Below are 18,413 nucleotides of genomic sequence, written 5' to 3'. Positions count from 1 at the left end.
CGCCGCCGCGGCCTGCGAGACGCGCTCCGGCCGACCACCCTGCAGCACAGGCGCCGCAGCCGCGCCGCCCGCGAGTCCGCCCAAGCGGGCCAGGGTCTCGCGGCCGAGGCGCGCAGCGGCATCGGCCCGCTCGCTGTAGCGCCCGAGCCAGAAGAAGTTCTCCGCCACCCGGCTCGACAGCCCCAGCCTGCGCAGCCCGCCCGGAGGGGGCGCAAGCTGGCCGGGCACGATGTGCTGCGGTGGTCGCTCCACCGCGGTCGGGCTCAGCACCCAGGCGTCCTTGCTGCTGCCGCCCTGCTGCATGGACACGATACGCATGTCGGAGCCCGAAGCCACGCGCGTCAGCCCGCCGGGCAGCACCCGGAAGCCGTCGGCCCCGGCCGCCACGAAGACGCGCAAGGCCACGTTGCGGGCCACCATGCTGCAGCCCGGGAAGTCCGCCGAACGCCGTCCGTCGGCGCTGCGCTCGCCGGGCGCCTCGCCATCGACCGCAAGCACCGGGGCCTGCGAGATGTTCACCATCTCCTGGGCGACGAAGTCGAAAGGGCGGGCGGCAATGCGGGCGGCCAGCGCCGCCAGCTCGGCTTCCGGCAAGTCGCGGCAGAACACCGGTCCCGCGCCCAGTTTCGGGTAGGCCGGCTTCACCACCAGCTCACGCAGATGCTGCAGGGCGTAGTCGCGTGCCGCGGGCTCGCCGCACCACCAGGTCGCCACCGAAGGCATGCGCAGCTTCTGTCCCAGCACCGCCTCGCACAGGTGCGGCAGATAGCCGAGCAGGGCGCCGGTCTCGAGGATGCCGCTGCCGAGCGCATTGGCCACCGTCACCTTGCCCGCACGCACCGCGGCCACCAGCCCGGCAACCCCCAGTGCCGAATCCTCGCGCAGCTCGAGCGGATCGCACCAGATGTCGTCCACCCGGCGCAGGATCACGTGCACCCGCTGCAGGCCGTCGAGCGTGCGCAGGAAGACGGCCTCGTCGCGCACGGTCAGGTCCTGACCCTCGACGAGCGGGAAACCCATCTCGCGCGCCAGGAAGGCGTGCTCGAAGTAGGTCTCGTTGTAGGGGCCGGGCGTCAACACGACGATGAGGGGATCCTCGTCATCTCCCAGGGCGCCAGCCGGCGCCAGCGCCGCCAGGTTGTCGCGGAAGCGCTCGAAGAAGGGCACCAGCGGCTGCACCCCGGTCGCGCGGTAGAGCTCGGGCAGGGCACGTGCCAGCACGCTGCGGTTCTCCAGCGCGTAGCCGGCCCCGGACGGCGCCTGGGTGCGGTCGGCCACCACCCACCAACGCCCGTCAGGCGAGCGCGCAAGGTCGGCGGCGTACAGGTGCAGGAACAGGTCGCCCGGCTGCTTCGCCCCCACCAGCGGACGCAGGAAGCCGCTGTGGCCGTAGATCAGCGCCGGCGGGATCAGCCCTTCCTGCAGCAGGCGCTGCTCGCCGTAGAGGTCGGCGAGAATGTGGTTGAACAAGGTGGCACGCTGGATGACGGCAGCCTCGATCTGCGCCCACTCCGAGGCCGGCAGCATGAAGGGCAGCAGATCCAGCTCCCACGGGCGCTGAAAGCCACGCGGATCGGCATAGACGTTGTAGGTGATGCCGTTCTCATGGACCTGACGGCGCAAGGCGGCACGGCGCGCCGACAGCTCCTCGGGCGGCATCGCCGCCACGCCGTGGAAGAAGTCGCGCCAATGCGGCCGCACCACCACCACGCTGCCGATGCGCTGGCACAACTCGTCGTAGCGGTCGGGCCGTGCCGTGTAGCCGGCGAGCAGTTCGGGCGGGCGCTGTAGCTTGACCTGCATGGACGCGCTCAGCCGCCCCTGCGGCGCAGATCAAGGGTGAAGGGGAAGTCGGCGTTGCTCTGCGCAGGCACGGGCTCGATCGCCCCCGGGGTGTGCCCCGTGGTGGTGAAGCGCGCCAGCCGCCGGCCTTCGGCCTCGTAGGGATTGACCGGGTAGGTCTCGTGGTTGCGCCCGCCCGGATGCGCGACGTGATAGACGCAGCCCCCCATCGAGCGCCGCATCCAGCCATCGACCAGGTCGAACACCAGCGGCGCATGCACGCCGATGGTCGGGTGCAGGCAGGACGGCGGCTGCCAGGCCCGGTAGCGCACGCCGGCGACGAACTCGCCGACCACACCGGTGGGCTGCAGCGGCACGGCGCGGCCGTTGCAGGTGAGCACATGGCGATCGTCATTGAGGCCGGACACCTTCACCTGCACACGCTCCACCGAGGAATCGACATAGCGCACGGTACCACCGGGCGCGCCCTCCTCGCCCATCACATGCCAGGGCTCGAGCGCCATGCGCAACTCGACATGCACACCACGCGCGGCGAACTCACCGTACTTGGGGAAGCGGAACTCGAAGTGCGGCGCGAACCAGTCGAACTCGATCGGGTAGCCGAACTCGCGCAGCTCGGTGACGACGTCGCGGAAGTCCTCCGCCACCCAGTGCGGCAGCAGGAAGCGGTCGTGCAGTTCGGTGCCCCAGCGCCGCAGCCGGCCGGGCGCATAGGGCTGCTGCCAGAAGCGTGCGATCAGCGCGCGCAGCAGCAACTGCTGGGCGAGGCTCATGCGCGCGTGCGGCGGCATCTCGAAGGCGCGCAATTCCAGCAGGCCGAGGCGGCCGGTGGCAGTGTCCGGGCTGTAGAGCTTGTCGATGCAGAACTCGGCGCGATGGGTGTTGCCGCTGGCATCGATCAGCAGGTTGCGCAGCAGACGGTCGATGAGCCAGGGCGGTACCGCCGCGCCGGGCGCGGGGAACTGCTGGAAGGCCACTTCCAGCTCGTGCACCGAGTCGTGGCGAGCCTCGTCCACCCGCGGCGCTTGCGAGGTGGGGCCGATGAACAAGCCGGAGAACAGGTAGGACAGGCTGGGGTGGTTGTGCCAGTAGCTCACCAGGCTGCGCAGCAGGTCGGGCCGGCGCAGGAAAGGCGAATCGGCCGGCGTGGCGCCGCCGAGCACGAAGTGGTTGCCACCGCCGGTGCCGGTGTGGCGGCCGTCGAGCATGAACTTCTCGGTCGACAGGCGCGACTGGTGGGCCTCCTCGTAGAGCGTGGTAGTGCGCTCCACGAGCTCGTCCCAGCTCGCCGCAGGGTGGATGTTGACCTCGATCACGCCCGGGTCGGGGGTGATGCGGAAGTTCGCCAGGCGCGGGTCTGCGGGCGGCTCGTAGCCCTCGAGCACCACCGGCAGCTCGAACTCGGCCGCGGTGTCCTCGATGGCGGTGACGATCTCGAGGTAGTCCTCCAGCGCCACCGTCGGCGGCATGAACAGGTAGAGCAGGCCGCCACGCGGTTCGGCACACAGCGCGCTGCGCGTGATCCAGGCGGCGGATTCGTGCGGGTTCGGGCGACGAGCGGGATCGATGCGTTCGTCACGCGTCGCCAGCTCGGCCTCGGCCGCGCCGGGCAGCGGCATGGCCGCCCCGCCGTGCGCGCCCTCGGTCTCATGAAAGCCGGCATGCTCGACGCGGCCGGGCGTCCAGCCGCCACCGTGGGCAGTGAAGCCAAGGCCGCTGTCGGCGCCGATGGTGGCGCTGGCCGCACCGCCGGACGGGCGCAACTGCTGGCGCAGTTCGGCATGGGCGGGCAGCACCGGGAAGGCCTGGTTGGGGTCGGCGGCGTGAACCCACGGGTAGTCGCCCTTGGCCGCCCACGGCTGCGAATCCAGCGGCAGGCGGTAGCCGATCGGCGAATCGCCGGGAACCAGGTACAGACGCTCGGCACGCAGGAACCACGGCCCGCTCTGCCAGCGCGGACTGCGACCCGCGATGCCGATGTGCTGGCGCACGATCGGCAGCACGTGGCCGATGACCTGCTTGAGCCCCTGGTCGAAGACCTTGGCCAAGCGCGCGCGCTCGAGCGGATCATCCACGCGCGCGTCGTGCGGATCGACATTGGCCGGCAGCCGGCGCTCGCGCCACAGGTAGTACCAGGCGTCCTCGAAGGCCGGCATCATCCATTGCGTATCCACGCCCAGGCGCTCGCCGACGCGGGCGAGGAAGCGCGCCGCCATGGCCTCGTCCACCGCGGTGCCGGAGAGTTCGCGCGCAAACAGCGCCGAGTTGCGCCAGATCGGTTCGCCGTCACGGCGCCAGTAGCAGTTCAGCGACCAGCGCGGCAGCTGCTCGCCGGGGTACCACTTGCCCTGGCCGAAATGCAGCAGGCCTTGCGGCGCATAGTGGTCCTTGAGGCGGAACATCAGGTTCTCGGCCAGGGTGCGCTTGCTCGGCTTGCTCGTGTCGCGCTGCTGCGGATCGAGCGCATCGCTGTTCCAGGCCGCGCCGTCGCGGTCGTCGAGCGACACGAAGGTGGGCTCGCCGCCCTGGGTGAGGCGAACGTCGTTGACGTTCAGGTCGCCGTCGATGCGCTGCCCCAGGACCTCGATTGCCGCCCACTGTTCGTCGGTGTAGGGCTTGGTGACGCGTGGCGCCTCCCACACGCGTTCGACCCGCATGTGGTGTTCGAACTCGCACTCGCACTCGTCGGTGAAGCCCGTGATCGGCGCAGCGGACGAGGGCTCTGGGGTGCACGCCACCGGGATGTGGCCCTCGCCGGCAAACAGTCCCGATGTCGGGTCGAGCCCGACCCAGCCCGCACCGGGCAGGTACACCTCGCACCAGGCGTGCAGATCGGTGAAATCGACCTCGGTGCCCGATGGACCGTCGAGCGATTTCACATCGGGCGTGAGCTGGATCAGGTAGCCGGACACGAAGCGCGCCGCCAGCCCGAGGTGGCGCAGCAACTGCACCAACAGCCAGGCCGAGTCGCGGCACGAGCCGCTGGCCAGGGTGAGCGTCTCCTCCGGCGTCTGCACGCCGGGCTCGAGGCGCACCAGGTAGCGGATGTCCTGCTGCAGGCGCTGGTTGAGGGCGACCAGGAAGTCGACGCTGGCCCGGGGCGTGCGCGGTATCGCGGCCAGATAGTCGTCGAACCTCGGGCCCAGCGCATCCGCGGGCGCATGCAGGCGGTAGGGCGCCAGCTCCACGCCAAGCCCCTCGTCGTAGGCGAATGGGATCTTTTCCGCTTCAGGCTCGAGAAAGAAGTCGAAGGGGTTGATGACCGACATCTCGGCCACCAGATCCACCTCGATGCGCAACTCGGTCGTCTTCTCGGGGAAGACCAGGCGGGCGAGATAGTTCGACTGCGGGTCCTGCTGCCAGTTGATGAAGTGCGTGCCCGGCTCGACCTTCAGCGAATAGGCATGGATGGGGGTGCGGGAGTGCGGCGCCGGGCGCAGGCGCACGAGTTGCGGCGACAGGGCCACGGGACGGTCGTAGCGGTAGTGGGTGACGTGGTTCAGTTTGACGTGGATGGACACGGAGCCCTCGCGGCGTGCAGGTGGTCGATACAAGCTCGACAGCAAGATTCGTGCAACCGACAAACCAACCGCAGCACAAGGCATCGCCAGCAGCAGGGGACGGTTTTTCGCGGACTGGCGCACCACGCCCGCCCGCACGCGCACCAGGTTGGTGCCTGGCACCATCGCGCTGCGCCAACGGCGAGCCTTGCATCGTCCGAGCGCCCTGCGCCGATGCAGCAAGTCGTGTCATTGCCCGGCAACCCTCACCTACCCTGCCTTGTCCACCCTCCGTTGCCGTTACACTCGTGGGCTCGTCTGCCCTCTAACGATGCCCGCCAGCACATCATCATCCCTGCCGCGCGCCCTGGCGCTCGCCTACGCCCTGCTCGTCGCCTATGCCTGCCTGCATCCGCTGACCGGATGGCGCGACAGCGGGCTGCCGGCGTTCGACTGGTTGTGGGCGCCATGGCCGCGCTACTTCATCGTCGAGGACTTCCTGTTCAACATCCTCGGCTACCTGCCGCTCGGCTTCCTGTTCGCCGCCGCGCTGCCGCAAGGCTGGGGCATGGCGCGCAAGCTGGCGGTGGCAACGGTACTCGCAGGCCTGTTCAGCTTCGGCCTGGAAGCGGCGCAGAACTACCTGCCCACCCGCGTCGCCAGCAACCTCGACCTGGGCGGCAACATCGCGGGCGCACTGGTGGGCGCACTGCTTGGCGCACGCTGGGGCGGCGCCTTGTTCGGCCCGCAAGGCCGGCTGCAACGCTGGCGGGCGCAATACGTCATCGGCGGACGCAGCGGCGAGGCCGGGCTGGTGCTGCTGGGCCTGTGGCTGCTCGGCCAACTCACCGCCAACGACTTGCTGTTCTCCAGTGGAGACCTGCGCAGCCTGCTCGGCATCCCTGCCCCCCTGCCCTTCAGCCCGGAACGCTTCATCGCCTTCGACACCGCGCTCACCGCCAGCGCACTGCTCGCCGTGGGCCTGTTCGCGCGCTGCATGACACGCGGCGCCAACCCGGCCCCCGTACTGCTGGTGCTCGGCCTGGGCGTGCTCGCCAAGACGCTTGCCACGTGGACCTTCTTCGAACCCGCCGCGCCGCTGGCCTGGCTCACCCCCGGCGCCGAACGCGGCATGATGATCGGCGCTGCCCTGCTGCTGCCCTGCCTGCTGCTGCCGCGCTATGCACAGCACGCGCTGGCCGGCGCCGGCCTGTTGCTGGCCACGGCGCTGGTCAACCTGATCCCGGAGAACCCTTACCTGCCCTACAACCAGCAGCTCACCAGCTACAGCAACTTCCTCAACTTCCACGGCCTCACCCAGCTGGTCGACAGCCTGTGGCCCTACCTGGCACTGGCCTATCTGTCCGCGCTCGGGCTGTGGCGCGGCGAACGCCTCGCCAGCCCGGCACACCCGCGCCGGCGCCACCTATAATGGCCGCCAGCGCAGCGCCCCCGCCGCTGCCCCGCCCAAGAGAGATGGCATGAGCTACTTCAAACACCACGTTTTCTTCTGCTGCAACCAGCGTCCGGCAGGTGAGTCCTGTTGCAACGACCATCGCGCCAGCGAGTTGCAGACCTACGCCAAGGAACGCACCGCAGCGCTCGGTCTCAAGGGCCAGGGCAGCGTGCGCGTCAACAAGGCGGGTTGCCTGGGACGCTGCGACGACGGCCCGGTGATCGTCGTGTACCCGGACAACGTCTGGTACACCTACGTCGACAAGGAAGACATCGACGAGATCATCGACAGCCACCTGCGCGAAGGCCGCATCGTCGACCGCCTGCGCCTGCCCGAGGGCGCGGCATGAGCCGGCCGCTGCCCACCGAGCCCGCCCTGCTGCGCGGCCCCGCCGGCCACATCGAAGCACTCATCGACGCCCCCGAGGCGGTCAGGGGCATCGCCCTGGTATGCCACCCGCACCCGCTCTTCGGCGGCGCCAACACCAACAAGGTGGCGCACACCCTGGCGCGGGCCTACCGCGACCTCGGCTACGCCGTGATCCGTCCCAACTTCCGCGGTGTGGGCAAGAGCGAGGGCACGCACGACCATGGCGAGGGCGAGACCGAGGACATGCTGGCGGTGATCAGCTGGGCCGAATCGCGCTGGGGGGCGAAGCCGCTGGCGCTGGGCGGCTTCTCTTTTGGCGGCTACGTGCAGGTACGCGTCGCCAACCGCCTGGCCGACGGCATCGCACCGCCGCGCCAGCTCGTCCTCGTCGGCATGGCCGCGGGCGACACCACCGGCAGCGGACGCAGCTACGACACCCCCGCGCTGCCGAAGAACATCCCCGCCCTGGTCATCCACGGCGAGCACGACGAAACCGTGGCGCTGGCCAACGTGCTCGACTGGGCGCGACCGCAGGAGCAGCCCATCGTGGTCGTCCCGGGGGCGGACCACTTCTTCCACGGCAAGCTGCACCTCATCCGCGAGCTGATCGCACGCAACGTCGATCCCGCCTGAGCGGCGCACCCAGGTGCGGGGTAAGGGAGCGGCGGGAGACCTGAGCGAATGCAAGGCTTCGGGGTTTCCCTGCGCCCCCAAGCCTCGAGCGCGGCCTCAGAGGGCATCGGCATCTCCGATCAGCATGATTCTGGGCTTGTTCAACACATCCTGGAGGAAGGCATTGCGCTCCGACCTCTTCGCCTGCCATTCGCTTGCGCTCATCACCTTGGGGTTGATCTCGCGTCCGAGCGCAGCTTGCGCCTCATAGGTCGCATCCACGATCTCAGCGAAGCCGGCATCGCCAACCACCATGAGGTCGATGTCGCTCCCGGCACGCTCCGTACCGCTAGCCATGGAGCCGAAGATGAAAGCCGCATCGATCCGGTCGACGAGCGGAGCGAGGCTGAGCCGCAAGGCATCGGCCAGGCCAATGGTCTTTCTGATCAAGGCCTGCAACTCCGGGAACACCGGGTGCGCGGTGTTCGCACAAAACCGCACCTGGTTGCCCACACGCTCGGCACGCAGCAGCCCGGCGTCGCAAAGCGCATCCAGCTCCTTCTTGAGCGTTCCGGGTGCGGCCCCAATTACCCGGGCAAGTTCGCGTAAATGAATCTGCTGCTCGGGTCGCATGAGCAGCAACCCCAACACCCTGCGCCGGTACTGGTTAGGGAAGAGCAGGTCGGAAAGGCCAGATTCTGTTTTCACAATGGAAACGGTCGTTGCCTGTTGAGAAACAATTGCATTGTACGGCAGGGGAACGCAGTTGGGAGAAAACGGGAAACGGGGTCAGCCCTCGATTACGCTGCCGCCGGGCGTTCGCCCACAAGCTCTCCGGTTTCCCTAATGTCGGCGGCCTGCGGCGTGGCGTATCGTGTTCTTCACCCCTAGGGAGACACGCCACCATGAAACTGCTCGCCTCGCTCACCAGCCCCTACGCCCGCAAGATCCGCATCATCCTCGCCGAAAAGGCATTGCCTTTCGAGCTGGTGGTGGATTCGCCCTGGGAGGTCAACACCCGCATCCCCACGCTCAACCCGCTGGGCAAGGTGCCGGTGCTGATCACCGCCACCGGAGAAACCTTCTTCGACTCCCCGGTCATCGCCGGCTACCTGGAAACCCTCGCCGCGCCGCCTGCCCTGCTGCCGGCCGACGCGCTCGACGCCGTGCGCGTACGCCAGACCGAGGCCCTCGCCGACGGCGTGACCGATGCCGCGGTCGCCGCCTTGCTCGAATCGCGCCGCCCCGACGGCGAACGCAGCGCACGCGAGATCGAACGCCAGAAAGACAAGATCGACCGCGGCCTGGCCGAACTCGAGCGCCGCCTCGACGACCGCCACTGGTTCAACGGCAGCGCCATGCAGCTCGGCGACATCGCCGTGGGTGTCGCCCTCGCCTACCTCGATCTACGCTTTCCCGACCTCGACTGGCGCAGCCGCCACCCCGGGCTGGTTCCCTTCGCCGACCGCCTGTTTGCGCGGCCCAGCTTCGCCAACACCCAGCCGCCGGCGGGGTGACGCGGGGATCATGGCGCGCAGAGGCGATGTCTCCACGGACTTCGATCGCGAAGGGCTCGAGCGCTTCGACAACCTCCTCAGAGCAAGACGCGCTGTGGAAGCGGTCGATACCGCGGACTTCGGCCGCGCCAGAGGCCGGATTGCCGACTGCCGCAGCAGACTACGTGCGCGCGATGCGCTGCATCTGGCCGTATGCATGCGCTTGAGCGCGACACTGTGCACAGCGGACGACACGCTGGCGCGGGCGACACACAAGGTCGGCGTGGCCGTGCAGCGGGCGGGGTGAGCAGATGAAAGACCTGATCCCCAGTTTTCACACAGGCTTTCAGGGTTCGGGCACCCATGCCAGACGCGCCGAGCCGCACGCCCCTTTGTCACATGTTGACAGCCCGCCTCGGGGTGTTTGTCACATTCCGCCCTGTATTCGTGTCACATCGGCGGCAATGCGTCACGAAAACCAGGGTTTTCTGGGCTGGCACGGGGGTTGCTAAAGAGTACGCAAGCGGACTTACCGTGGTTTCCCTCTCAAGGAGCACTGACATGAAAAAGGCACAACAAGGTTTCACCCTGATCGAACTGATGATCGTGGTGGCGATCATTGGTATCTTGGCCGCAGTGGCACTGCCGGCGTATCAGGATTACGTGAAGAAGTCGTCTGACAATTCGTGCCTTGCAGAGGCAAACGCCTACGTCAAGTCACGCGCTGCGGCAGTGACTGCCAGCATGGATCTCAATGCTCCTGTGTGGAGAGCATGCACTGGAGTGGGTGGTCAAGAGACCCCGACGACGGTCGCCGAGCTGACCGGCAACTTGACTGCCAAAGGCGAAAAGGGGAATACCGACGTCACTATCACGTGTGACTGGACGACCACCTCCTGCCGACTTGGCAGCTAAGCTTAGAGTTGTGGATGCGTAGCATCACTCGCCTGATTTAAGCGCTGTGAAAAGTTGAGCCGCCGAGATACACGCTCGGCGGCTCAACTTTATAGATTCAATTCGTCCTCAAGCAATGGCTTCGACTTGAAAATGCGGCAATTTAAAGCCCAGACAAGTCAGTCAAGCGGCGACAAAATAAATGCTTAATGCATTGCTCAGAATCAAAAATATTGGAATGGTCGAGAATCCAGCATTGTCGATCGCTCTAGCACTGGCGCTCAATGCCGGATTTCTGATAGCTGCAAACTTGACCGGCACGGATCGCGCATGGATCAACCTAGATTATGCGATCGCAGTCGTCCTCATCGCCTTTGGTTTGCCAAGCCTTGGCTTGACTCTGGCCGCGCTGTTTCTCTTGACTGACGCATTGGTTCTGCTCGGCCAGCTTTACCCGTTTCCTAGGCTCTCCGATCTTCTCTATCTACTGAAATTCACGGCGCTGGCATCAACAGATCACCTTCTGATCATGATGGCAGTCATGGTGATATTCGCCGGCAAACTGGTGACTCTCTCCATCGCAGGAAAACGCATCACACCGTTGACCGCTCTGATTACGCTGAACATTCTTGCAGCATCAGCGTGGCTGTTAATGAGCACTAGCGGCGATGGCGACCGCATGGCGACCTATAGGAAACTGGAAGCCCCGGCGATTGCGAGTCAAACATCCACCCTCATCTCAATGCGATCGTCCGCCTTCCTGGATCAACTGAACGGCGACGGCAGTGCGCTGAAGCCAGGGCCCGATGGAGCATCACAGCCGTGGTTCAATCAACTGGGCAACGAGGACCGACTGCTGCTTATCGTTGTTGAATCCTGGGGCTCGACGAATAGCCCCAGAGTCAACGAGACTCTATTAGCGCCGCTAATCTCGCTATCAGAGGGGAAGTATCAAAGCGGGGAAATGCTTTTCCATGGGTTCACTATCGCGGGCGAGTTGCGAGAACTGTGCAAACTTACCCCTCTGCACTTTGATCTTCGTAAGACACAGGTCGGCTTTGAGAACTGCCTACCAAACATGCTTCAAGACGCAGGCTACACCACGGGTGCAATGCACGGTGCAACCAGCCTCATGTACGACAGGCGGCATTGGTACCCTCGAGTTGGCTTTCAGGAAACGACGTTTTTCGAAGACCGGATCTGGCCGCGTCGCTGCTACTCGTTCCCCGGCGCATGCGACCTTGACATGCTGCCCGTCCTGGAGAATTTCTTCAGTAAACCTGGCAAGCGCTTCATGTACTGGCTCACCTTGAACACGCATGCCCCTTATGACCTTCGGGATCTCCGCGGCCCCGCCGCCGACTGCACTGCACTGAACCTCCCGGAAGAAACGGAAACTTGCAGGCTGATACGCCTGCAGGCTGACTTTTTCGCCGGGCTCGCAGAACAACTGAGGCATGAGTCGCTAAGGGACGTTGATGTAATCATCGTTGGTGACCACGCACCCAACATGCTCAATCTGAAGGAGCGCGAGGAGAATTTCCGCTCTGGCTCAGTTCCGTGGGTACGCTTCAAGACGCCGGCACAGTGATTCCAGGCAAGACCAGGACCTCGGTCCATTTAGAAGCATGGATACGGTCACGATGAAGACATTCGACCAACGCAGTCAAGCGCCTGGAGATATGCGCACGACAGAGCTTCTACTATTGTTCGCATGCTTTTTTGGCCTTGGATTGTTCAACTCCAGTACGATCCAGGAAAACAACATCACTATTGCAACCCTGCAGATCACCTTCTCGACAGCATCAATCTACTATCTTCGCGGCAGCCTATCCAGACTTGCCTCCTATGCATCGGTGGCCGCACTCACAGCACTGTCGTTGATCATCTCGAACGGGCTCGCACAATACGACGCGATAGAAACGTCGGACTGGAGCCGCGTGATCGGTGCATGCGCCCACATGGCATTTGGCGCGTTCTGTGCGGCCTGGTTCATGTCGAGAAGATGGGCAATCAACTGTTTTGTAAACGCGATTCTTGCAGCGACAATCTTCTACCTCGTGGCCCTGGCCGTGCGCTGGATATCGACCGAGGATCCGTATGCGTACCCATGGTTTCATGCTCCCCCGTTGTTCAATCACATACGCCATGCCGGGTATTTCCTCTGCGTCGGCGTCATCGTCTCAAGCTGGGGGGCGCTCCAGTATCGAGGCGTGCAAGGAAGATTGGCTTTAGCTGCATACGTAGTCGCGCTTTCGATACTCCTTTGGAGTGGCGGTCGCGGTGCCTTCCTTGCCGCGCTTGTGGGACTTTTTGCGCTGTCTCTACACTTTTCTCCGAGACGGCACGCAAGAGGGTGGGGCACGCTGCTCGTCGGCACAGTGCTCGCGCTGGCGCTATCCGCGCACTTTGACATCGGCCAGCGGTCGATGGGCTGGCTGGGAGCTTTCGAGCGCTCTGCGACAGCGGCGTCCCTTGATCAGCTCAGTACCAGTCGACTCACGATCTGGTCTCATTTGCTGCCTTATATTGCCGAGCGCCCACTCTTGGGCTGGGGTGGCGAAGGCTTCCTCGCCGTCTGGACCAAGGGAGGAGCCGTGCAGGCGCACAACGGCCTCCTGCAACTATTGATTGAGTGGGGAGCAATCGGCGCACTGTTGGTTCTGTTGTCTCTCGGATGGCTCACTACCAAGGGACTGCGCATGTATTGCGCTCAGCTCGGACATGGCAAGATGCCGGCTGAACTCGTACTTGGCGTTGCGCTGACAATGGGTCTATGGGCGCTTTCAATCGTGGATGGCGTCTTCTACCATGGCACACCAATGGCCTTCATGATGGCAGGCTTCGGCATGATATTCGCGGCAATTGAACGCTCCGAGAGAGTTGGCGAGTAGTCGGGCGAAAGAGCTCGGATCCTTCATTTACCCCCTCAGACGGGAATAGGAGACAGACCCCAATTCCCCCTATTGTGGCGGTCAGTGACAGCAGCGCTGAAAACTGGCTCTTGGCCTCGACCACTGCAACCGTACGCATGACGCCCCTCCAGACGACCACATGGACAGATGATGGCAGCGGTTGCGGGCGAGAAAGGGACAAGCCCGGCCGAACTGCCGACTTCCCGCGCAGGCGGCAGCAACTTCGCGCAGCGTTTGATCACAGGTGGCGAGGCGCGTCCATCCGCTCATGCAGGACACGAACTACGGCGATGCCGTAGTCGGTCGCTCGAAAGTAGATCATGTGTCGCTCAACGCTCCATCGCCGATAGCCTGACCGGATGTGGTCACAGGCTGGAGCCGTCCTCGGCGAGGCAGCCAACCTGGCGAACGCCATCGTAAGCAAGTCGATGTAGCGCACGGCCTGCTCAACGCCCCATTCCCGAACCGTGTGGACCCAGATTGCCTCGAGGTCGCGCTCAGCCGCCGGGGTCAGGCGATATTCAGCCATGCTCGGCAAGCATCCTTTGCTTGAAGGCCGCAGCATCGAAGCGTCTCGGCTCGCCGCTGGCTTCCCCCTCGATAAGCGCGGCGCGGATCGCCTCGATCTCGGCGCTGCGCTCCTGCTCGCGGCGGATCAAATCGCGGATGCACTCGCTATCGTTGGTGTAGTGACCTGCGTTGATCTGTGCCTTGACCCAGTTGTCCTGCTGGTCGGTCAAGGTAATCGTCTTGCGCACGGTGCCCATGACGTAGCCTCCTGGAGTTACACCAAAAGTATGATTAGTTCGTACGAATGGTGCACTATAGAGCACTTAGGGGACAGGAAATAGGGGACAGACCCCAATTTCCCATCAGGCGGACAGGCCCAAGACTGAGTGCGGACAACCCGCCGGTCAGCCCACCGGCGCGTACAGCGGGTAAAGAACCTCCTCCTCGCGCTTGATGCGGTCGGCCAGCACTTTGCCGACGACGTCGAACTCGGCCACGAAGGCTTCGGCGAGCGCCGGGCTGCTGCCGATCTGCGCGTATCGCGCAAGGAATGCGACCACGCTTCGGCCGATCTCATCCATGTCGTGACGGAACTCGCGAATCAGGGCATGGCTGACCGGGTCATTGGCGAGCGCATGCTCGAGATAGACGTAGAGCCGGACGTTCTCCACCAGCAGGTGATCGTGCAGATCGGCCCGGAACCGGTCCAGCAAGGCCTCCGCCTCTTTCAACCGCCCTTCGCGCGCGGCGCTGCGGATCGCGCCAAAGCGATCGAACAGGCTGCGGTGGTCGCGTACGAGGCGGTCGATCAGCTCCGGGCTGTAGCGGATCGACGTCCCTGGCGCGCACCCTCCGGCCTGTGCCGCCGCCGACAGATCCTCACGCCCTGCCGGCGCGGCCGCTGCCGACCGCGCCTGACGCTTGCCAAACAGCCAATCGAGAAAAAACATGAGCATCTCCGCAACAAGCATCCGATTCCGATCGCCCTGAGGCGGACGCAACGTAATACAAATGCATGACCAGCGTCTTTGCTGAAGATCAAGTATCGAGGGGCACTTTCGACCCCTTGCCATGGTCCATCGAGCGTTGCCACTCCCCAGCACTCACCCACACTCACCCCTCGACGATGACCACCCATGAGACCACTCCTGCTGATCCTGGCGCTGTTCGCCCCTCTGCTGCCGACGACGGCTCATGCCGATGCCGCCACGGACGAAGCCGCACTGTGGGCAGCGCTGCGTACGGGCGGGCACGTCGCGCTGATGCGCCATGCGCTGGCCCCCGGCACTGGTGACCCGGCGGGCTTCCGTGTGGATGACTGCGCCACGCAGCGCAACCTGTCGGCGGCGGGCCACACCCAGGCGCGGGCGATCGGCGAGCGCTTCCGCGCCAACGGCATCGCAGCGGCGGCCGTGTTCTCGAGCCAATGGTGCAGGGCCCTGGATACGGCGCGTGGGCTGGCGCTGGGCGAGGTCACGCCAGACGCCGCGCTCAACTCCTTCTTTGCCGACCGCGGCGAGGAGGCTGCGCACACCCGTGCCGCCCGCGCGCTCATCGCCGCACAGGCGAGCGCAGACAAGCCGCTGGTGCTGGTGACGCATCAGGTGAACATCACCGCGCTATCGGGCGTGTTCCCGGCCTCGGGCGAAATCATCGTGATGCGGGTGGAAGGGGATGCGCTGAGCCTGGCCGGGCGAATCCGGACAGCGCCTTGAGACAAGGCGATTGCAACCCGCCTGCTCGCCCTCAAAAGCTCGCGGCTGGCGCCGCTCCTACGGCGTGAACAGGCGCGGCGCGCCCTGTGGGAACGCAACGCCCGGGCGCAATCCTCGGCGTATTGGGAAGGATCCGGGCGATTCGCCCTGCAGGCTTGATCCTGCGCAGGTCGCCCGCGTACTTTTTCTGGAACAATGCCGGCGTTCTCCTCGCTGACCAACGTCGATGACTGCAAGCCCACCCCTGCCGCCGGGTGACGATGCGCGCGTGCTGCTCGTCCTCACCAACCTGCCCGACCATGGCGCGGCAGCCGCGCTGGCTGCGGAACTGGTCGAAGCCCGCCTGGCCGCGTGCGCGAACATTCTCGCGCCCTGCACCTCGGTGTATCGCTGGCAGGGCGCACTCGAGACCGCGAACGAGGTGCCGGTACTGCTCAAGACCACAGCCGCACGCTACGCAGCGCTGGAGGCAGCCATCCGCGCCCGTCACCCCTACGAACTTCCCGAGATCGTGGCGGTCCCTGTGGAGCAAGGCCTGGACGCCTACCTCGGCTGGGTCGCCACCGAAACCGCCCTTCCGGATACGTGACGGGCGCATCGTGGTGAATCGTGTCCCGGGCCCGAGCTCAAGCGCCACCGTCGGGCGCTGCTGCCCACCGCCTGCCTCGAGCACGAACTCGACCACAGCCTGCCCCGAGATTATTCCCTGACGCCCCACTCATGCCTTCCACCACACGCTCATCGCTCAGCCTGCGCCGCCTGCTCTGGCTCCTGACCCTGGTCGCGAGCCTGTTCGCGCTCGCCCCCGCCGCCCAGGCCAACCCGATCGCTCCCGAGAAGGCCTTTGTGCCGCGGGCACAGGCGCTCGACGGACAAACGGTGGAAGTGGTGTTCACCATCGCCAAGGACTACTACCTCTACGGCGACAAGTTCCGCTTCGAGGCCGAGCCCGAAGGCATCAGCTTCGGCCCGGTGGACAAGCCTGCAGGCAAGTGGAAGAAGGACGACTTCTTCGGCAACGTCGAGACCCATCGCGGCGAGCTCCGCCTGCTGTTGCCGGTGCAGGTGCCGGAGGGCGTGCGCCGCTTCGAGCTCTTCGCCACCAGCCAGGGCTGCTGGGATGGCGGCATCTGCTACCCGCCGACCACGCAGCAGGTGTCGATCGACCTCGATGCGCCCCCGATCCAACCCAGCGGCGGTTTCCTGGACAAGCTGCGCAGCGGCGGCTTCGGCAACCAGACCGCACAGCCGGGAGCCGAAGCCGCAGCCAGCGGCGCCGTCTCCAGCGACGAGACCGGCGACATCGCGCGCATGCTTTCAGGGGCCAGCGTGCCGCTGATCCTGCTCAGCTTCTTCGGCTTCGGCCTGCTACTCGCCTTCACCCCGTGCACCTTTCCGATGATCCCCATCCTGTCGGGCATCATCGTCGGCCAGGGCCACAAGGTGTCGCACATGCGCGCCTTCGTGCTGTCGCTGGCCTACGTGCTGGGCATGGCGGTCACCTATGCGCTGGCGGGCGTCGCCGCGGGCCTGTCGGGCACCATGCTGAGCGCCGCGCTGCAGAACGTGTGGGTGCTGTCGGTGTTCGCGCTCGTCTTCGTGCTGCTGTCGCTGTCGATGTTCGGCTTCTATGAGCTGCAGCTGCCCTCGGCGCTGCAGAGCAAGCTCGCCGACACCGCCAGCCACAACAAGGGCGGCAGCCTGGGCGGGGTGACGGTGATGGGCGTGCTGTCGGCGCTCATCGTCGGCCCGTGCGTGGCCGCGCCGCTGGCCGGCGCCCTGCTCTACATCGCGCAAACTGGCGACGCCGTGCTGGGCGGCTGGGCACTGTTCGTGATGGCACTCGGCATGGGCGCGCCGCTGCTGGCGGTGGGGGTGGCCTCGCGCAGCCTGCTGCCCAAGGTCGGACCGTGGATGGAAGGCGTCAAGAAGGCTTTCGGCGTGATGCTGCTGGCAGTGGCGCTGTGGATGATCACGCCGGTGATCCCCGCGCTGGCGATGATGCTGGGCTGGGCAGCACTGCTGCTGTTCTCCGGCATCTTCCTGCACGCCATCGACCCGCTGCCGCACAACGCCAAGGGCTGGCAGCGCTTCTGGAAGGGCGTGGGCGTGGTGCTGCTGCTGTCCGGCGCAGCGATCCTGGTGGGAGCACTCGCCGGCTCGCGCGACCCGCTGCAGCCGCTGTCGGTGCTGCGCGCGCAGGCTGCGGCACCGGTCAATGTGCCGCAGTTCGAGAAGGTGGACTCCATCGCCGAGCTCGACGCGCGGCTGGCCGCCGCCGACCGCCCGGTGATGCTCGACTTCTATGCCGACTGGTGCGTGTCGTGCAAGGAGATGGAGCGCTTCACCTTCAGTGACGCGCGCGTGGCCGAACGCATGGGCCGCATGCTGCTGCTCAAGGCCGACGTCACCGCCAACACCGACGAACACAAGGCGCTGCTCAAGCGCTTCGGCCTCTTCGGTCCGCCGGGGATCATCTTCTTCGACGCCGGGGGCCAGGAGCGCGAGGGCATGCGGGTCGTCGGCTTCATGAAGGCGGAGCCGTTCGCGACGGTGCTGGATCGGGCGCTGTGATCTAAACTTGCACGACCGAACACGCAAACTTGCAACACCATGAACACGCTGACCCATGAACTTGCAGCCAAAGCCCGCCAGCTGAGACCTGAAGAGCGCTTCGCACTTGTCGAAGAGATCCTGCACAGCCTTGACCGCCCGGACCCTGCGATTGATCGCCTGTGGCAGGAAGAAGCTGCTCGTCGCCTCGCAGCCTACCGCGCGGGCCGGGTCGAAGGCATCCCCGCCGAAGACATCCTCGGGCCGCTTTGATGCGTGTTCTGTTCTCGCCGGAAGCACGGCTGGAGTACGAGGACGCATACGCCTACTACGAAGCCCAGCAACAAGGGCTTGGACAGCGCCTGAAGCAGGACACGCGGCAAGCGCTGTTGCGCATCCGGCAGTGGCCGCTGTCCTGCGCGGTCGAGAAAGAAGGCATCCGCCGCCTGTTGCTGACGCGCTTTCCCTACAAGCTGCTTTATTCGGTCGAGGCGGATCACCTCTATGTGATCGCCTTTGCGCACCAGCATCGCGCGCCCGAGTACTGGATCGACCGGGTCGAGTAAGCGGCGTCCGGAACCAAGCCCCAC

General features: G+C 65.7%; 19 protein-coding genes. 13 read left to right on the top strand and 6 right to left on the bottom strand.

Features of this window, described 5'->3' with window-relative positions:
* Together C662_RS17080 and C662_RS17075 are read right to left on the bottom strand one after the other, a co-directional pair.
* Window positions 1–1,803, bottom strand: a 1,803-nt coding sequence (locus C662_RS17080) for a circularly permuted type 2 ATP-grasp protein (RefSeq protein ID WP_002931871.1), incomplete at its 3' end; no start/stop codon positions are given.
* 8 nt (window positions 1,804–1,811) lie between these two features.
* Window positions 1,812–5,324 (bottom strand): transglutaminase family protein, encoded by a 3,513-nt coding sequence (locus tag C662_RS17075; protein WP_002931869.1) that lies wholly within the window; start codon window positions 5,322–5,324, stop codon window positions 1,812–1,814.
* 310 nt (window positions 5,325–5,634) lie between these two features.
* Between C662_RS17075 and C662_RS17070 the strand changes: the two genes are divergently transcribed.
* From C662_RS17070 to C662_RS17060, 3 genes are read left to right on the top strand one after another with little or no spacing between them, the layout of a single operon-like run.
* Complete coding sequence (locus C662_RS17070; RefSeq protein ID WP_002931865.1) at window positions 5,635–6,735, top strand: VanZ family protein; 1,101 nt, start codon at window positions 5,635–5,637, stop codon at window positions 6,733–6,735.
* 49 nt (window positions 6,736–6,784) lie between these two features.
* Window positions 6,785–7,108 carry a (2Fe-2S) ferredoxin domain-containing protein gene (locus tag C662_RS17065; RefSeq protein WP_002931861.1) on the top strand — a complete coding sequence of 108 codons (324 nt, stop codon included), beginning with the start codon at window positions 6,785–6,787 and terminating at the stop codon, window positions 7,106–7,108.
* Complete coding sequence (locus C662_RS17060) at window positions 7,105–7,761, top strand: alpha/beta hydrolase (protein ID WP_002931860.1); 657 nt, start codon at window positions 7,105–7,107, stop codon at window positions 7,759–7,761. The genes C662_RS17065 and C662_RS17060 overlap by 4 nt, the downstream gene beginning before the upstream one ends.
* A 96-nt stretch (window positions 7,762–7,857) precedes the next feature.
* Here the strand turns inward: C662_RS17060 and C662_RS17055 are convergent, their stop codons facing one another.
* Window positions 7,858–8,448, bottom strand: coding sequence for a nucleotidyltransferase domain-containing protein (locus C662_RS17055; RefSeq protein ID WP_037983318.1), 591 nt, complete (start codon window positions 8,446–8,448; stop codon window positions 7,858–7,860).
* A 197-nt stretch (window positions 8,449–8,645) separates the two neighbouring features.
* Here C662_RS17055 and C662_RS17050 point away from each other — a divergent pair, with 197 nt between their 5' ends.
* The 5 genes from C662_RS17050 to C662_RS17030 all read left to right on the top strand — a co-directional run bounded on the left by C662_RS17050 (window position 8,646) and on the right by C662_RS17030 (window position 13,024).
* Entirely contained in the window at window positions 8,646–9,257 is a 612-nt protein-coding gene (locus C662_RS17050) for a glutathione S-transferase (protein ID WP_002931858.1), read from the top strand.
* Between the two features lie 10 nt (window positions 9,258–9,267).
* The gene (locus C662_RS17045; protein WP_002931856.1) at window positions 9,268–9,543 is read left to right on the top strand and encodes a hypothetical protein; all 276 of its coding nucleotides are present in this window, start codon (window positions 9,268–9,270) and stop codon (window positions 9,541–9,543) included.
* Window positions 9,544–9,797: 254 nt separating this feature from the next.
* Entirely contained in the window at window positions 9,798–10,151 is a 354-nt protein-coding gene (locus C662_RS20680; RefSeq protein WP_002931854.1) for a pilin, read from the top strand.
* Between the two features lie 181 nt (window positions 10,152–10,332).
* Complete coding sequence (locus tag C662_RS17035; RefSeq protein WP_083485776.1) at window positions 10,333–11,721, top strand: sulfatase-like hydrolase/transferase; 1,389 nt, start codon at window positions 10,333–10,335, stop codon at window positions 11,719–11,721.
* Window positions 11,722–11,773: 52 nt separating this feature from the next.
* Window positions 11,774–13,024: an O-antigen ligase family protein gene (locus tag C662_RS17030; RefSeq protein ID WP_002931848.1), complete on the top strand. Its 1,251-nt coding sequence runs from the start codon at window positions 11,774–11,776 to the stop codon at window positions 13,022–13,024.
* A 259-nt stretch (window positions 13,025–13,283) separates the two neighbouring features.
* Here C662_RS17030 and C662_RS17025 read toward each other — a convergent pair whose 3' ends face one another.
* The 3 genes from C662_RS17025 to C662_RS17015 all read right to left on the bottom strand — a co-directional run bounded on the left by C662_RS17025 (window position 13,284) and on the right by C662_RS17015 (window position 14,505).
* Window positions 13,284–13,574, bottom strand: a complete 291-nt coding sequence (locus tag C662_RS17025) for a type II toxin-antitoxin system RelE/ParE family toxin (protein ID WP_002931847.1) — start codon at window positions 13,572–13,574, stop codon at window positions 13,284–13,286.
* Entirely contained in the window at window positions 13,567–13,812 is a 246-nt protein-coding gene (locus C662_RS17020; protein ID WP_002931846.1) for a type II toxin-antitoxin system ParD family antitoxin, read from the bottom strand. The genes C662_RS17025 and C662_RS17020 overlap by 8 nt, the downstream gene beginning before the upstream one ends.
* Window positions 13,813–13,959: 147 nt before the next feature.
* Window positions 13,960–14,505, bottom strand: coding sequence for a hemerythrin domain-containing protein (locus C662_RS17015; protein ID WP_232433302.1), 546 nt, complete (start codon window positions 14,503–14,505; stop codon window positions 13,960–13,962).
* A gap of 186 nt (window positions 14,506–14,691) precedes the next feature.
* Between C662_RS17015 and C662_RS17010 the strand changes: the two genes are divergently transcribed.
* From C662_RS17010 to C662_RS16990, 5 genes are all read left to right on the top strand, one after another.
* Window positions 14,692–15,270 (top strand): histidine phosphatase family protein, encoded by a 579-nt coding sequence (locus C662_RS17010; RefSeq protein WP_002931844.1) that lies wholly within the window; start codon window positions 14,692–14,694, stop codon window positions 15,268–15,270.
* A 226-nt stretch (window positions 15,271–15,496) separates the two neighbouring features.
* A complete protein-coding gene (cutA, locus tag C662_RS17005; RefSeq protein WP_002931843.1) occupies window positions 15,497–15,859 on the top strand; it encodes a divalent-cation tolerance protein CutA in 363 nt (120 codons plus the stop codon).
* A 131-nt stretch (window positions 15,860–15,990) separates the two neighbouring features.
* Entirely contained in the window at window positions 15,991–17,844 is a 1,854-nt protein-coding gene (gene dsbD, locus C662_RS17000; protein ID WP_002931842.1) for a protein-disulfide reductase DsbD, read from the top strand.
* Between the two features lie 39 nt (window positions 17,845–17,883).
* On the top strand, window positions 17,884–18,096 hold the full coding sequence (locus tag C662_RS16995) for an addiction module protein (protein ID WP_002931840.1): 213 nt from the start codon (window positions 17,884–17,886) through the stop codon (window positions 18,094–18,096).
* A complete protein-coding gene (locus C662_RS16990) occupies window positions 18,096–18,389 on the top strand; it encodes a type II toxin-antitoxin system RelE/ParE family toxin (protein ID WP_002931839.1) in 294 nt (97 codons plus the stop codon). Before C662_RS16995 ends, C662_RS16990 begins: the two co-directional genes overlap by 1 nt.
* The last annotated feature ends 24 nt before the right edge of the window (window positions 18,390–18,413 follow it).

Source organism: Thauera sp. 28, from assembly GCF_000310145.2.
Taxonomy (GTDB): Bacteria; Pseudomonadota; Gammaproteobacteria; order Burkholderiales; family Rhodocyclaceae; genus Thauera; species Thauera mechernichensis.
The sequence above is the reverse complement of the archived record's forward strand: the minus strand, read 5'-3'. Positions and strand labels throughout refer to the sequence as shown.

Bases quoted from the DNA above. Each gene is read 5' to 3' on its own strand.
- C662_RS17045 (WP_002931856.1), top strand. From the start codon at position 9,268: ATGGCGCGCAGAGGCGATGTCTCCACGGACTTCGATCGCGAAGGGCTC.
- C662_RS17035 (WP_083485776.1), top strand. From the start codon at position 10,333: ATGCTTAATGCATTGCTCAGAATCAAAAATATTGGAATGGTCGAGAAT.
- C662_RS17020 (WP_002931846.1), bottom strand. From the start codon at position 13,812: ATGGGCACCGTGCGCAAGACGATTACCTTGACCGACCAGCAGGACAAC.
- C662_RS17060 (WP_002931860.1), top strand. From the start codon at position 7,105: ATGAGCCGGCCGCTGCCCACCGAGCCCGCCCTGCTGCGCGGCCCCGCC.
- C662_RS17050 (WP_002931858.1), top strand. From the start codon at position 8,646: ATGAAACTGCTCGCCTCGCTCACCAGCCCCTACGCCCGCAAGATCCGC.
- C662_RS17025 (WP_002931847.1), bottom strand. From the start codon at position 13,574: ATGGCTGAATATCGCCTGACCCCGGCGGCTGAGCGCGACCTCGAGGCA.
- C662_RS17065 (WP_002931861.1), top strand. From the start codon at position 6,785: ATGAGCTACTTCAAACACCACGTTTTCTTCTGCTGCAACCAGCGTCCG.
- C662_RS16990 (WP_002931839.1), top strand. From the start codon at position 18,096: ATGCGTGTTCTGTTCTCGCCGGAAGCACGGCTGGAGTACGAGGACGCA.
- dsbD (WP_002931842.1), top strand. From the start codon at position 15,991: ATGCCTTCCACCACACGCTCATCGCTCAGCCTGCGCCGCCTGCTCTGG.
- C662_RS20680 (WP_002931854.1), top strand. From the start codon at position 9,798: ATGAAAAAGGCACAACAAGGTTTCACCCTGATCGAACTGATGATCGTG.
- C662_RS17015 (WP_232433302.1), bottom strand. From the start codon at position 14,505: ATGTTTTTTCTCGATTGGCTGTTTGGCAAGCGTCAGGCGCGGTCGGCA.
- cutA (WP_002931843.1), top strand. From the start codon at position 15,497: ATGACTGCAAGCCCACCCCTGCCGCCGGGTGACGATGCGCGCGTGCTG.
- C662_RS17070 (WP_002931865.1), top strand. From the start codon at position 5,635: ATGCCCGCCAGCACATCATCATCCCTGCCGCGCGCCCTGGCGCTCGCC.
- C662_RS17030 (WP_002931848.1), top strand. From the start codon at position 11,774: ATGAAGACATTCGACCAACGCAGTCAAGCGCCTGGAGATATGCGCACG.
- C662_RS16995 (WP_002931840.1), top strand. From the start codon at position 17,884: ATGAACACGCTGACCCATGAACTTGCAGCCAAAGCCCGCCAGCTGAGA.
- C662_RS17010 (WP_002931844.1), top strand. From the start codon at position 14,692: ATGAGACCACTCCTGCTGATCCTGGCGCTGTTCGCCCCTCTGCTGCCG.